This is a genomic window from Pseudomonas sp. JL3, assembly GCF_031570575.1.
Lineage (GTDB): Bacteria > Pseudomonadota > Gammaproteobacteria > Pseudomonadales > Pseudomonadaceae > Aquipseudomonas > Aquipseudomonas cucumis.
The window spans coordinates 18,961-31,392 of record NZ_JAKWJK010000008.1 but is presented as its reverse complement, the minus strand read 5'-3'; the positions used below and the strand labels follow the sequence as shown (position 1 = coordinate 31,392).

Here is a 12,432-nt window from a genome sequence, read left to right as displayed (position 1 = left end):
CGCGAGACCGGCGGCTAAATTTTCATCTGCCGCGTGACTGGCGGCCCAGGCCCGCACTGGCGAGGCATCGCCGTAGGGTTTGCTGATACACAATATGAACACCCCTCTTCTCTCTATAGTCAGCTGCAGCATCGAGAAGTGCGCTGATCCTCTGTCCAACTGTAGACGGTTGCCGGGACGTTATTGCTCAATTGAAAAATATCGTTGCGCAATTTCCGCATCGCTTGCTTCGAGCAGGGGCAGCGCAATGAGAAAAAAACCTGTCGACCAGTATCAGCGACAGGATTGGCAACCCTGTTATTATCCGCGTCAGCGTTCCACGCCATCTTTCTTCAAGCCGATACGAGCGAATTCATGAGCACTGACAAGACCAATCAGTCCTGGGGCGGCCGCTTCAGTGAACCCGTCGACGCCTTCGTCGCCCGCTTCACCGCCTCCGTCACCTTCGACCAGCGCCTGTATCGCCACGACATCATGGGCTCGATCGCCCACGCCAGCATGCTGGCCAAGGTCGGCGTGCTGACCGATGCCGAGCGCGACAGCATCATCGATGGCCTGAACACCATCCAGGGTGAAATCGAGGCCGGCCAGTTCGACTGGCGCATCGACCTTGAAGACGTGCACATGAACATCGAGGCGCGTCTGACCGACCGCATCGGCGTCACCGGTAAAAAGCTGCACACCGGTCGCAGCCGTAACGACCAGGTCGCCACCGACATCCGCCTGTGGCTGCGAGACGAGATCGACCTGATCCTCAGCGAAATCACTCGCCTGCAACAAGGCTTGCTGGAGCAGGCCGAGCGCGAAGCCGCCAGCATCATGCCGGGCTTCACTCACCTGCAAACCGCGCAGCCGGTGACCTTCGGGCACCACATGCTGGCCTGGTTCGAAATGCTCAGCCGCGACTACGAGCGTCTGGTGGATTGCCGCAAGCGCACCAATCGCATGCCGTTGGGCAGCGCCGCGCTGGCCGGCACCACTTACCCGATCGACCGCGAGTACACCGCTCAACTGCTGGGCTTCGACGCAGTCGGCGGTAACTCCCTGGACAACGTGTCCGATCGCGACTTCGCCATCGAGTTCTGCTCGGCCGCGAGCATCGCGATGATGCACTTGTCGCGGTTCTCCGAAGAGCTGGTGCTGTGGACCAGCGCGCAGTTCCAGTTCATCGATCTGCCGGACCGTTTCTGCACCGGCAGTTCGATCATGCCGCAAAAGAAAAACCCGGACGTCCCAGAGCTGGTTCGCGGCAAGACTGGCCGGGTATTCGGCGCGTTGATGGGCCTGCTGACCCTGATGAAAGGCCAGCCATTGGCCTACAACAAGGACAACCAGGAAGACAAGGAACCGCTGTTCGACGCCGCCGACACCCTGCGCGACTCGCTGCGGGCCTTTGCCGACATGATCCCGGCGATCAAGCCCAAGCACGCGATGATGCGCGAAGCGGCTCTGCGCGGTTTCTCCACCGCCACCGACCTGGCTGACTATCTGGTTCGCCGTGGCCTGCCGTTCCGTGATTGCCACGAAATCGTTGGCCACGCGGTGAAGTACGGCGTGGAAAGTGGCAAGGACCTGGCGGAAATGAGCCTGGATGAATTGCGCAAGTTCAGCGATCAGATCGAGCAGGACGTATTTGCCGTGCTGACCCTGGAAGGCTCGGTGAATGCCCGTGACCACATCGGCGGGACTGCGCCGGCGCAGGTCAAGGCTGCCGTGGCTCGCGGTCAGGCATTGCTCGCCAGCCGTTAAAAAGCTTCGCGGGCAAGCCCGCTCCCACAAGGATCTCCGATTGGCCAAAATCTATGGCAGACAGAGAAACCTGTGGGAGCGGGCTTGCCCGCGATGACTGACTTCAGAGCACTACAAAACCTACTTTTTGGACGCGATCATCTGCAGAAACGCTGGCATCGCCGCGTCCTTGTCCATTGCGATCCGCTGCACATGCGGATTCTGCTCCAGACGCTCCAGCAGCGCCCTGGCCGCCGGCATCTCGGCCAGCAGATCAATATCGAACAGCTTCTGCGCCACGGCACAGGCCATCGGCACGCTGTAGAGGAAATACAGATCGGCCACGCTCAGGCTGTCACCCGCCACATAAGGAGCGAATTTGCCGTGTCTGCCCAGAGAGGCAAACCCCAGCAGTAACTCGGCCTTGGTCTTTTCCTGGATAGCCTGCGGCACGGACATGCCGAAAAACGCTGCGGGGTAGCAGGCGCGCGCCGGCAGCTCGATGTACAACTCGATTTCCTTGGCCAAAGCCAGCGCCTGCGCTCGCTCGAAAGGCTCGCTCTGCAGCAGCGGCGTGCCTTTCTGGCTCTGCTCAAGGTACTCGAGAATCACGCTGGTTTCATTGATGAAACCTTCTTCGACGCCCAGCACAGGAACCTTTCCACGTGGGCTGATAGCTAGCGCCTCGGGGGTAGTGCCTGGGTAAAACGGCACCTCTTCAAACGGCAGTCCCTTCTCCAGCAACGCCAGCTTGACCATGTTGTAGTAGTTGCTGACGCAAAATCCATAAAGCTTGAGCATTACATAGCCTCCAGGCCGTGCAGGGGTTGGTAGCGCCATTTATAGAACGCCCGGGCACTTCTTGCCAGCAGCATCACAGCGCTGAATGCAGGTAAACTGGCCGCCTTTCCTTGAGGAGCCTGCCATGAGCGAGCCAAACGACATCGATAACGACGAAGAAGCGTTCACCGAAACGACGCTGATCGAAGCGATCGAGAACCAGATCGAAAGCGACAACCCGCCAGCGGCCAAGGCGACCTTCAACAAGCTGACCCTGGTGGGTTACGAGCGGGAAGAAATCCTCAACCTGATGGCCCACGTGCTGGCGGTGGAAATCGACGCGATCCTCGAAGAAGACCGCGCGTTCAACACTGAATGGTACGAAGCTGCACTGCGCGCTCTGCCAGAGTTGCCGCCGGAAAAGAAATAACTCCCCAAATCCGCAGGAGCGAGGCTTGCCCGCGAAGAACGATGACGCGGTTTTTCAGGAAGACCGCGATATCGTTCTTCGCGGGCAAGCCTCGCTCCTACAGAAACCACGCCCTCGCCAGGGAATGCTCCCCCCGGGGCGAAAAAACCCTGTTACGAGCACTGGACATGCTGCGCGAGTGGGATCACCTTAGGAGCGCTATCGTCCAATTCCTAGAAAGTCTGGAGTCCTTATGTCGCTTACCCCTGAGTTGGTTGCCGAACTGGAAATCCTCGCCCTCTTCAACCTGGACAGTTCCCAGGAAGGTTTGAAAATTCATCAGACCGCTGCCCCGAAAGCCATTGCCGCCGCCCAAAGACTGTTCGACAAAGAATTGATCACCCAGCCCGATGGCGGTTATCTGACCAGCCTGGGGCGTGACGCTGCACAAAATGTGCAAACCGTTCTAACCATTCTGTCCGTGCGCGAAACAGCCTGAGCCTCACCGCATCGCCCACGGAAACCTCTGTCACGGGATTTCCGCGGGCACACTTTGGTGCCCGCTGTCGCCGTGCGATAGAAATCTGACGCCAGAAATACAAAATCCGCTGAAAAGTCCCGGGGCCGAGGCGCTAAACTGCCCCTCATCCCGAGCCCTCCACGTCCGAGCCCCGCGAGCCGGATTGAGCTGACATGACCCGCACCCATGAAATCCGCCCCGATCTGGACGAGGGAATCGACCGCAAGGTTCTCAGCCAGCTGCGCGCCCGCTTTCTGAAGCTCAACGAGGGCCGGATGGCCCGTGCCATGGAAGGGTTGTCGCCCCGCCAGCAAACGGTTCTGACCCTGTTGCCGCTGTTTTTCCACGTCAATCACCCGCTGTTGCCTGGATATGTTTCAGGTAGCACCCCGGCCGGGCTGTCGAATTTCGAACCTGACGCCAACGCCCTCGCCGAAGCCCAGCGCCTGACGCGCTCGTTTTCCTACAAGCCGCGCCACGGCAGCAATCCGCCGCGACCGATTCACGGCCTGTTCCTGATGGGCAGCCTCGGCACCTTGGCCCAGGCCGATCAGAGCGACATGGACGTATGGGTCTGTCACGGGCCGGACTTGAGCGAAAGCGAGCTCACAGAGCTGCGCAAGAAATGCCAGTTGCTTGAGATATGGGCCGCCAGCCAGGGTGCCGAGGCGCATTTCTTCCTGATCGACCCGGCTCGCTTCGTGCTCGGCGAGCGCGATACCCAACTGAGTTCGGAAGACTGCGGCACCACCCAGCACTATCTGCTGCTGGACGAGTTCTACCGCACCGCGATTTGGCTGGCGGGGCGCACCCCCATCTGGTGGCTGGTGCCGGTTTATGAAGAGGCGGCGTACGACCGTTATACCCACACGCTGTTATCCAAGCGTTTCATTCGTGCCGACGAAACCCTGGACTTGGGGCATCTGGCCTATATTCCGCCCGGGGAATTCATCGGTGCCGGGCTCTGGCAGTTGTTCAAAGGCATCGAGTCACCGTACAAATCAGTGCTCAAACTGCTGCTGACCGAGGTCTACGCCAGCGAACACCCCAAGGTCCATTGCCTGAGCCTGCGCTTCAAGCAGGCGGTGTTTGCCAATCGACTGGACCTCGATGAACTGGATCCATACGTCGTGGTTTACCGGCGAATCGAGGAATACCTCACTGCCCGGGGTGAACCGGAACGTTTGGAGCTGGTACGCCGCGCGCTGTACTTGAAGGTCAATCGCAAGCTCACCGCCAGCAGCGGTCGCACCCAGAGCTGGCAGCGTTCGTTGCTCGAACGCCTGGCCCACGAATGGCATTGGGATCAGCGCCAGCTCGCGCTGCTCGACAGCCGCAGCCAATGGAAAGTCCGCCAGGTCAGCGCCGAACGTCGAGCCCTGGTTGGCGAGCTGAATTACAGCTACCGCTTCCTCACGCAGTTTGCCCGCAACGAGCAGACCGTAAGCCTGATCAACAAACGCGACCTCAATGTACTGGGCCGGCGGCTGTACGCGGCCTTCGAGCGCAAGGCCGACAAGGTCGAATTCATCAACCCGGGCATCGCTCCCGACCTGGCCGAAGACACTCTGACGCTGGTGCAGGCGCCCAACAAGAAAGAACCGGGGCAAACCCAATGGGGTTTGTACAACGGCAGCCTGGCCGCCCATGAGTGGGAACATTTCGCGCCGATCAAGCGCAGCCGTCAGTTACTGGAGCTGCTCACCTGGTGCCACCGTAACGGCGTGATCGACAATAGCACCCGCCTGGCCCTGCACCCCGGCACCAGCGATTTGAGCGAGTTCGAACTGTTCAACCTGCTCGGCAGCCTGCAACAAAGCATCGCCCTGCCCCTGGCCACAGTCGCCGAAGAGCCTTTGCTGCGTGCCAGCGTGCCGAGCGAAATACTGATCCTGGTGAACGTCGGCGTCGATCCGCTCAAGCACCATCGCGACCTGAACATCCTGATGACCACCGAGCGCACCGATTCCCTGAGCTACGCCGGCGTGCGGGAAAACCTGGTGCTGACCCTGGATCAGGTCACGCTCAATAGCTGGAACGAAGTGCTGGTCAGCCGTTTTGATGGCCCCCACGCCCTGCTCGACTGTCTGCGCGATTACCTCAATAACCTGCCGGACGGGCCACAACAACCCAAGCTGCGGGTGCGTTGTTTCTGCCACAACCGCGCGCAATTCATTGCCCGGCGGGTCGAAGAAATCCTCGACACCGCGCAGAACCTGCTGCTGAGCAAACTCAATCATCGTTACCTGATACAGGTCCAGCAGCATTACCACGTACTGGAGCTGGTGCCGGGCCAGGTCAATCATGTCGCCCTTGCTACCCTGCCGGCGCTGCTCGACTACCTCGGCGAAGAGCTGGCGAGCTACAGCCCGTTTCATCTGGACCCGACGGCACTGGAAGACCACGATCTGGCGCTGATCCTGCCCATGGGGCAACCCGACTGCGTTCAGGTGTTCTACCGGATCAACGAACACCAGGCGGATCTGTATGTGCTGGATGAGTTCAATGCCTTGTGGCAGCAGCGCTTGCCTTATCACGATGAACAAAGCCTGTTGGTGCCACTGCAACGTTTCCTGCAATCGATCCAGTACCGACGCGATGCCTTGCTGCCGATGGACGCAGCCCAGCCACTGAGCCTGGAGACTTTGTATTACCAGTTATTGCCTTCAGGTACCGCACGGGCGCGTCGGGTCGAAGCCCGACCGGCGCCGCAAACGCCGGTCAACAAACCGTTCTATGACGTGCAGGCGATCGTCGGCAAAGCCGCACCAGAGCAGGTACAGGTCACGTTGTATTGCAATCAGCGGGAGTTTTCGGAGCTGGAATATGGCGACCAACTGTTCAGTGTGGTCGCTGGGGAAATCGTCGAGCAGCGCCGCGAAGCTGAACGCTATCGCTGCTACATCACCGACCTGGACCTGTCGGGCCTGCTCGGTGATGGTCAGGGTTCAAGCCAGCTGTATCTGCGCTACAAGGCCGACCTGGAACGCGCACTGAACGAGGCGCTCGAGCAGGTCTGAGGGTTTTATTCCGGAAAGTCGCCGCCATTGGCCGGTTGCGACTCGACTGCCAGCAAGGTCAGTTTCAGGGTTTTGCCACCCGGCGCTGGCCAGTCAATGTGCTGACCGACCTTCAGGCCCAGCAGGGCGCTGCCGACCGGTGCCAGAATGGAAATCTTGCCTTCGTCGGCGTTGGCATCCTTGGGGTAGACCAAGGTCAGGTGATAGTCCTTGCCGCTGCTCTCTTCACGGCAATGCACACGGGAATTCATGGTCACGACATCGGCTGGCACCTCTTCGTGACCGACCAGGGTATCGGCGCGATCCAATTCGGTTTGCAGCGCGATAACGCCCGGCAGCGTGTCATCCAGGCTGTCGATCAGGCGCTCCAGACGTTGTACGTCCAGACGGGTAAGGGTGATGGAAGGTGCGGTCATGATCAGGGCAGACTCCTTTCTTCTGCACGAAAAAAGCAAAACCCCGCCAGAAAAAGGCGGGGTTTTCACGAGCCTCGGTGGGTTGAGGCGTCTCTGGACACTATCACAGCTCAATAAATATACAAGTGAGGGGCGGCGGACGGTTTTCCGCTCCTACAGTGAACTGGCGGTGGCCTTACGATTCGAGGCCTGCGCACAAATCACCCGCCGCCGCTCATCATCGGCCGAGCGCCATTCGCGAATATCTTCGACATGCCGAAAACACCCCAGACAAACCTTCTGTTCATCCAGCCGACACACACCGCTGCACGGCGAAGGCACCGCCGGGCTGACATTGCTGTAAAGCGGTTTGGGCGGACGAACGGGCGCAGGCTGGGTCACGTTCTCACAGACCTTCGAAGTCGAGTTCGACGTCGGCCTGCTGCTTGACGATGCGCTCAAGCATCTCACCGAGCTGCTCTTCACTTTTGTCACACATCCAGCGCTCGCTCTCTGCGTCGTAATCAAAGTGGAAGCCGCCCGACACGGCCGCCAGCCACAGCTGACGCAGAGGTTCCTGACGGCTGAAGATCAATTGGCTGCCGTTTTCGAACTTGACGGTGAGCACACCGGCCGAGCTCTCCAGATCGATATCCAGGCCACTCTCGTCAAAAATATCCTCCAGCGTCTGCTGGGTGGCATCGACCAGGTCGTGGAAACGGGCTTCGGTCAAACTCATTGCGGGAACCTCAAAAAGTGTCTACTCACGCTCAAGCGCCGCAAGATACGGCCGAGCCCCGGTGATTGCAAAGGATAACGTCCAAGCGCCGATCTGTGGGAGCGGGCTTGCATTAAACCGACGCACATCCGGCCAAGCCCCGCCGGACGGGAGGTGCGTCGCATAGGCAAGCTGCCGGGTGGCCGGTATACTCCGGCGCAATTAACGCATTTTCAAGGATTTCGCCATGAAGCGCCTGATCTCTTCCCTTGCTGCGCTCGTCGCGGTCGCCTGCCTTGTATCGGCCTGTGGTCAAAAAGGCCCGCTGTACCTGCCTGATGAAAATCAGGACCCTGCAGAGCAAGCCAAATCGTCGCAGCAGACTCCGTCGAAAGCACACAAGCACGACGTCTACTAAGGGAACGCTATGGACGCTTTTAACTACCGTGACGGTGAGCTGTTCGCGGAAGGTGTTGCCCTGTCCGCCATCGCCGAACGCTTTGGTACACCGACTTACGTCTACTCCCGTGCCCACATCGAAGCCCAGTACCTGGCTTTCGCCGATGCGCTGGCCGGCATGCCGCACCTGGTGTGCTTTGCGGTCAAGGCCAACTCCAACCTGGGCGTGCTGAATGTCCTGGCGCGTTTGGGCGCCGGTTTCGACATCGTTTCCCGTGGCGAGCTGGAGCGCGTACTGGCCGCTGGCGGCACGGCTGACAAGATCGTGTTCTCCGGTGTCGGCAAGACCCGTGACGACATGCGTCGGGCGCTGGAAGTCGGCGTGCACTGCTTCAACGTCGAATCCACCGACGAGCTCGAGCGTCTGCAAGTGGTCGCCGCCGAGCTGGGCGTTCGCGCGCCGATCTCGCTGCGCGTCAACCCGGACGTCGATGCCGGCACGCACCCGTACATCTCCACCGGTCTCAAAGAGAACAAGTTCGGCATCGCCATCGCCGACGCCGAAGACGTGTACGTCCGCGCCGCGCAACTGCCTAACCTGGAAGTGGTCGGCGTCGATTGCCACATTGGTTCGCAACTGACCACTCTGCCGCCATTCATCGATGCCCTCGACCGTCTGCTGGGCCTGGTCGATCGCCTCGGCGATTGCGGTATCTACCTGCGCCACATCGATCTCGGTGGTGGTTTGGGCGTGCGTTATCGCGATGAAGAGCCGCCATTGGCTGCCGACTACATCAAAGCCGTGCGCGAGCGTCTCGACGGCCGTGACCTGGCGCTGGTGTTCGAGCCGGGCCGTTTCATCGTCGCCAACTCCGGCGTGCTGCTGACCCAGGTCGAGTACCTCAAGCACACCGAACACAAAGACTTCGCCATCGTCGACGCGGCCATGAACGACCTGATCCGCCCGGCGCTGTATCAAGCCTGGATGGACGTCACCGCCGTGCGCCCGCGCAACAGCGACGCTCGCGCCTACGACATCGTCGGCCCGATCTGCGAAACCGGCGACTTCCTGGCCAAGGATCGTCAACTAGCGCTGGAAGAAGGCGACCTGCTGGCCGTGCATTCGGCCGGTGCCTATGGGTTTGTCATGAGTTCCAACTACAACACCCGCGGCCGTGCCGCTGAAGTGTTGGTGGACGGTGATCAGGCATTTGAAGTGCGTCGCCGTGAGACGGTAGCCGAGTTGTTTGCTGGCGAAAGCCTGCTGCCGGAGTAAACCCATGCTGCTGCGTTTTACCAAGATGCACGGCCTGGGCAACGACTTCATGGTTCTCGACCTGGTCAGCCAGCACGCGCACATCCTGCCAAAACATGCCAAGCAATGGGGCGATCGGCACACCGGCATCGGTTTCGATCAGTTGCTGATCGTCGAAGCGCCGAGTAACCCGGACGTGGACTTCCGCTACCGGATCTTCAACTCCGACGGCTCCGAAGTGGAACAGTGCGGCAACGGTGCGCGCTGCTTCGCCCGCTTCGTGCTCGACAAGCGCCTGACCGCCAAGCGGCAGATTCGCGTCGAGACCAAAAGCGGCATCATCGAACTGGACATCCGCAACGATGGTCAGATCAGCGTCAACATGGGCGCCCCGCGCCTGGTGCCGGCCGAGATTCCATTCGAAGCCCCGAGCCAGGCCCTGAGCTATCAGGTCGACGTCGACGGCACCACGGTCGAACTGGCCGCAGTGTCCATGGGCAACCCCCATGCCGTGTTGCGGGTCAGCGACATCAACAACGCACCGGTGCATGAACTGGGGCCGAAAATCGAACATCACCCGCGCTTCCCGGCGCGAGTCAATGTCGGTTTTCTCCAGGTCATCGACCGGAGCCGTGCGCAGTTGCGCGTCTGGGAACGCGGGGCCGGGGAAACCCAGGCCTGCGGTACCGGCGCTTGCGCAGCTGCAGTGGCTGCGATCAGCCAGGGGTGGATGGATTCGCCGCTATTGATCGACCTGCCTGGCGGGCGTCTGTCCATTGAATGGGCAGGCCCTGGCCAACCGGTCATGATGACCGGCCCGGCAGTGCGCGTATACGAAGGACAAGTGCGTCTTTGAGTGAGCCAAATCCATGACCGACAAGCCCCAGGTTCCCGCCCTACAGCCCGACGAATCCCCTTCCGAAAGCCTTGAGGCGGCGGCGATTGCCGCGTACCTGGAGGCTCATCCGGATTTCTTCATCGAGCATGAAGAACTGCTCCCGGCCCTGCGCATTCCGCACCAGCGCGGCGACACCATTTCGCTGGTCGAACGCCAGATGACGATTCTGCGCGACCGCAACATCGAGTTGCGTCATCGTCTCTCGCACTTGATGGACGTGGCCCGGGACAATGATCGACTCTTCGACAAGACCCGCCGCCTGATTCTCGCGCTGATGGACGCCACCAGCCTGGAAGATGTGGTGATCAGCGTTGAAGACAGTCTGCGTCAGGACTTCCAGGTGCCCTTCGTCAGCCTGATCCTGCTGGGCGACAACCCGATGCCGGTGGGCCGTTGGGTGACGCATGCCGACGCGCAAACAGCCATCGGCGGCTTGCTCTCGGAAGATAAAAGCGTCAGCGGCAGCCTGCGGGAACACGAACTGGACTTCCTGTTCGGCGAAGAACAGCGCAAGCAGATCGGCTCCACCGCCGTCGTCGCCATCAGTCACCAGGGCATCCATGGTGTTCTGGCCATCGCCAGCCGCGATCCGCAGCACTACAAGAGTTCGGTGGGCACGTTGTTCCTCAGCTACATCGCCGAAGTCATGGGCCGCGTGCTGCCACGGGTCAACAGCTCCCTGCGCTCGGTACGCTGACCATGGAACGACAACTGGACGCTTACTGCGAACACCTGCGCAGTGAGCGGCAGGTGTCGCCGCACACGCTGTACGCCTACCGCCGCGACCTCGACAAAGTGCTGGGCTGGTGCACCAAACAGAACATCGACAGCTGGGCCGCGCTGGACATCCAGCGCCTGCGCAGCCTGATCGCTCGCCTGCATTCCCAAGGTCAATCGTCCCGCAGCCTGGCGCGGTTGCTCTCCGCAGTGCGCGGGCTCTATCACTATCTGAACCGCGAAGGCCTGTGCGATCACGACCCGGCCAATGGCCTGGCACCGCCCAAGGGCGAACGCCGCCTGCCGAAGACCCTCGACACCGACCGCGCGCTACAACTGCTGGAGGGCGCGGTTGAGGATGACTTTCTGGCGCGTCGGGATCAGGCGATTCTGGAGTTGTTCTATTCCTCCGGCCTGCGCCTTTCTGAATTGACGGGGCTCAATCTTGATCAGCTGGATCTGGCTGACGGTATGGTTCAGGTGCTGGGTAAGGGCAGTAAAACCCGCCTGTTGCCAGTGGGCAAAAAGGCTCGCGAAGCGCTGGAATTGTGGCTGCCGCTACGAGCCATGACCAACCCGGCGGACGACGCGGTGTTTGTCAGCCAGCAAGGCCGGCGCCTCGGTCCACGGGCGATTCAAGTGCGGGTCAAGGCCGCTGGCGAACGCGAGCTGGGGCAGAACCTGCACCCACACATGTTGCGACACTCCTTCGCCAGCCATTTGCTGGAGTCCTCCCAGGACTTGCGGGCGGTACAGGAACTGCTCGGCCACTCGGACATCAAGACCACCCAGATCTATACCCACCTGGACTTCCAGCACCTGGCGACGGTCTACGACAGTGCCCATCCACGGGCCAAACGCATTAAAGGCGATGATTCATGACCATCCAATTGATCACCTTCGACCTCGACGACACCCTGTGGGACACCGCCCCAGTGATTGCCAGCGCCGAAGCCATATTGCGTGAATGGCTGACCGAGCACACGCCGAACCTGGGCGCGGTGCCGGTGGAACATCTGTGGTCGATTCGCGAACGAGTGCTGAGCAACGAACCGAGCCTCAAGCACCGCATCAGTGCCTTGCGTCGGCGGGTGTTGTTCCATGCGCTGGAAGAAGCCGGTTACGGGCATACCGACGCATCTAACCTGGCCGATCAGGGTTTCGAAGTGTTTCTGCATGCGCGGCATCAGCTGGAGATCTTCCCGGAGGTGCAACCGACCCTGGAAATTCTGGCCAATCACTATGCGCTTGGCGTGGTTACCAACGGCAACGCCGATGTGCGCCGACTGGGGCTGGCGGACTACTTCAAGTTTGCCCTGTGCGCCGAAGACATCGGCATCGCCAAACCGGATGCGCGACTGTTTCATGAAGCGCTTCAGCGGGGCGGCGCGACCGCCGAAACAGCGGTGCATATCGGCGACCATCCTGGCGATGACATTGCCGGCGCCCAGCAGGCGGGGTTGCGGGCAATCTGGTTTAACCCGGCGGGCAAGGTGTGGGAAGCCGAGAAGGTACCGGATGCCGAGATCCGTAGCCTGAACGAATTGCCGGGGTTGTTGGCGCGGTGGAATTCGGTTTCGTAGCAGCTTTGAG

14 protein-coding genes are annotated in these 12,432 nt (G+C 60.8%); 10 read left to right on the top strand and 4 right to left on the bottom strand.

The genetic code is table 11. From position 1 onward, the window contains the following. The first annotated feature begins 354 nt into the window (after positions 1-354). The gene (gene argH / locus MMG91_RS15580; RefSeq protein WP_310660084.1) at positions 355-1,749 is read left to right on the top strand and encodes an argininosuccinate lyase; all 1,395 of its coding nucleotides are present in this window, start codon (positions 355-357) and stop codon (positions 1,747-1,749) included. A 120-nt stretch (positions 1,750-1,869) separates the two neighbouring features. On the opposite strand, the gene MMG91_RS15575 is transcribed toward argH, so the two are convergent. Beyond that, entirely contained in the window at positions 1,870-2,529 is a 660-nt protein-coding gene (locus MMG91_RS15575; protein ID WP_310660083.1) for a glutathione S-transferase, read from the bottom strand. Between the two features lie 124 nt (positions 2,530-2,653). Here MMG91_RS15575 and MMG91_RS15570 point away from each other — a divergent pair, with 124 nt between their 5' ends. The 3 genes from MMG91_RS15570 (at position 2,654) to MMG91_RS15560 (ending at position 6,457) form a co-directional block, all read left to right on the top strand. Beyond that, the gene (locus tag MMG91_RS15570; RefSeq protein WP_310660082.1) at positions 2,654-2,938 is read left to right on the top strand and encodes a hypothetical protein; all 285 of its coding nucleotides are present in this window, start codon (positions 2,654-2,656) and stop codon (positions 2,936-2,938) included. A 232-nt stretch (positions 2,939-3,170) separates the two neighbouring features. Further along, positions 3,171-3,416, top strand: a complete 246-nt coding sequence (locus tag MMG91_RS15565; protein WP_007894898.1) for a TIGR02647 family protein — start codon at positions 3,171-3,173, stop codon at positions 3,414-3,416. Between the two features lie 194 nt (positions 3,417-3,610). Then, positions 3,611-6,457: a class I adenylate cyclase gene (locus tag MMG91_RS15560; RefSeq protein WP_310660081.1), complete on the top strand. Its 2,847-nt coding sequence runs from the start codon at positions 3,611-3,613 to the stop codon at positions 6,455-6,457. A gap of 5 nt (positions 6,458-6,462) precedes the next feature. On the opposite strand, the gene rnk is transcribed toward MMG91_RS15560, so the two are convergent. The 3 genes from rnk to cyaY form a co-directional block, all read right to left on the bottom strand. Next, on the bottom strand, positions 6,463-6,873 hold the full coding sequence (gene rnk, locus MMG91_RS15555) for a nucleoside diphosphate kinase regulator (protein ID WP_305447383.1): 411 nt from the start codon (positions 6,871-6,873) through the stop codon (positions 6,463-6,465). Positions 6,874-7,026: 153 nt separating this feature from the next. Beyond that, on the bottom strand, positions 7,027-7,254 hold the full coding sequence (locus MMG91_RS15550) for a DUF1289 domain-containing protein (RefSeq protein ID WP_310660080.1): 228 nt from the start codon (positions 7,252-7,254) through the stop codon (positions 7,027-7,029). 4 nt (positions 7,255-7,258) lie between these two features. Then, the gene (gene cyaY / locus MMG91_RS15545; protein ID WP_305447385.1) at positions 7,259-7,591 is read right to left on the bottom strand and encodes an iron donor protein CyaY; all 333 of its coding nucleotides are present in this window, start codon (positions 7,589-7,591) and stop codon (positions 7,259-7,261) included. Positions 7,592-7,817: 226 nt separating this feature from the next. On the opposite strand from cyaY, the gene lptM reads away from it, so the two are divergent. From lptM to MMG91_RS15515, 6 genes are read left to right on the top strand one after another with little or no spacing between them, the layout of a single operon-like run. Beyond that, positions 7,818-7,988, top strand: a complete 171-nt coding sequence (gene lptM / locus MMG91_RS15540; protein WP_074871901.1) for an LPS translocon maturation chaperone LptM — start codon at positions 7,818-7,820, stop codon at positions 7,986-7,988. A 9-nt stretch (positions 7,989-7,997) separates the two neighbouring features. Next, the gene (gene lysA / locus MMG91_RS15535; RefSeq protein WP_310660079.1) at positions 7,998-9,245 is read left to right on the top strand and encodes a diaminopimelate decarboxylase; all 1,248 of its coding nucleotides are present in this window, start codon (positions 7,998-8,000) and stop codon (positions 9,243-9,245) included. Between the two features lie 4 nt (positions 9,246-9,249). Then, positions 9,250-10,080, top strand: coding sequence for a diaminopimelate epimerase (gene dapF, locus MMG91_RS15530; protein ID WP_310660078.1), 831 nt, complete (start codon positions 9,250-9,252; stop codon positions 10,078-10,080). A 13-nt stretch (positions 10,081-10,093) separates the two neighbouring features. Beyond that, entirely contained in the window at positions 10,094-10,819 is a 726-nt protein-coding gene (locus MMG91_RS15525) for a DUF484 family protein (protein WP_007894877.1), read from the top strand. Positions 10,820-10,821: 2 nt separating this feature from the next. Next, positions 10,822-11,721 (top strand): tyrosine recombinase XerC, encoded by a 900-nt coding sequence (gene xerC, locus MMG91_RS15520; protein WP_305447388.1) that lies wholly within the window; start codon positions 10,822-10,824, stop codon positions 11,719-11,721. Beyond that, entirely contained in the window at positions 11,718-12,422 is a 705-nt protein-coding gene (locus MMG91_RS15515) for an HAD-IA family hydrolase (RefSeq protein ID WP_310660077.1), read from the top strand. Before xerC ends, MMG91_RS15515 begins: the two co-directional genes overlap by 4 nt. Positions 12,423-12,432 lie beyond the last annotated feature (10 nt).

Excerpts from the sequence above, each read along its gene's own strand:
- argH (WP_310660084.1), top strand. The coding sequence starts at position 355 with ATGAGCACTGACAAGACCAATCAGTCCTGGGGCGGCCGCTTCAGTGAA.
- MMG91_RS15575 (WP_310660083.1), bottom strand. The coding sequence starts at position 2,529 with ATGCTCAAGCTTTATGGATTTTGCGTCAGCAACTACTACAACATGGTC.
- MMG91_RS15570 (WP_310660082.1), top strand. The coding sequence starts at position 2,654 with ATGAGCGAGCCAAACGACATCGATAACGACGAAGAAGCGTTCACCGAA.
- MMG91_RS15565 (WP_007894898.1), top strand. The coding sequence starts at position 3,171 with ATGTCGCTTACCCCTGAGTTGGTTGCCGAACTGGAAATCCTCGCCCTC.
- MMG91_RS15560 (WP_310660081.1), top strand. The coding sequence starts at position 3,611 with ATGACCCGCACCCATGAAATCCGCCCCGATCTGGACGAGGGAATCGAC.
- rnk (WP_305447383.1), bottom strand. The coding sequence starts at position 6,873 with ATGACCGCACCTTCCATCACCCTTACCCGTCTGGACGTACAACGTCTG.
- cyaY (WP_305447385.1), bottom strand. The coding sequence starts at position 7,591 with ATGAGTTTGACCGAAGCCCGTTTCCACGACCTGGTCGATGCCACCCAG.
- lptM (WP_074871901.1), top strand. The coding sequence starts at position 7,818 with ATGAAGCGCCTGATCTCTTCCCTTGCTGCGCTCGTCGCGGTCGCCTGC.
- lysA (WP_310660079.1), top strand. The coding sequence starts at position 7,998 with ATGGACGCTTTTAACTACCGTGACGGTGAGCTGTTCGCGGAAGGTGTT.
- dapF (WP_310660078.1), top strand. The coding sequence starts at position 9,250 with ATGCTGCTGCGTTTTACCAAGATGCACGGCCTGGGCAACGACTTCATG.
- MMG91_RS15525 (WP_007894877.1), top strand. The coding sequence starts at position 10,094 with ATGACCGACAAGCCCCAGGTTCCCGCCCTACAGCCCGACGAATCCCCT.
- xerC (WP_305447388.1), top strand. The coding sequence starts at position 10,822 with ATGGAACGACAACTGGACGCTTACTGCGAACACCTGCGCAGTGAGCGG.
- MMG91_RS15515 (WP_310660077.1), top strand. The coding sequence starts at position 11,718 with ATGACCATCCAATTGATCACCTTCGACCTCGACGACACCCTGTGGGAC.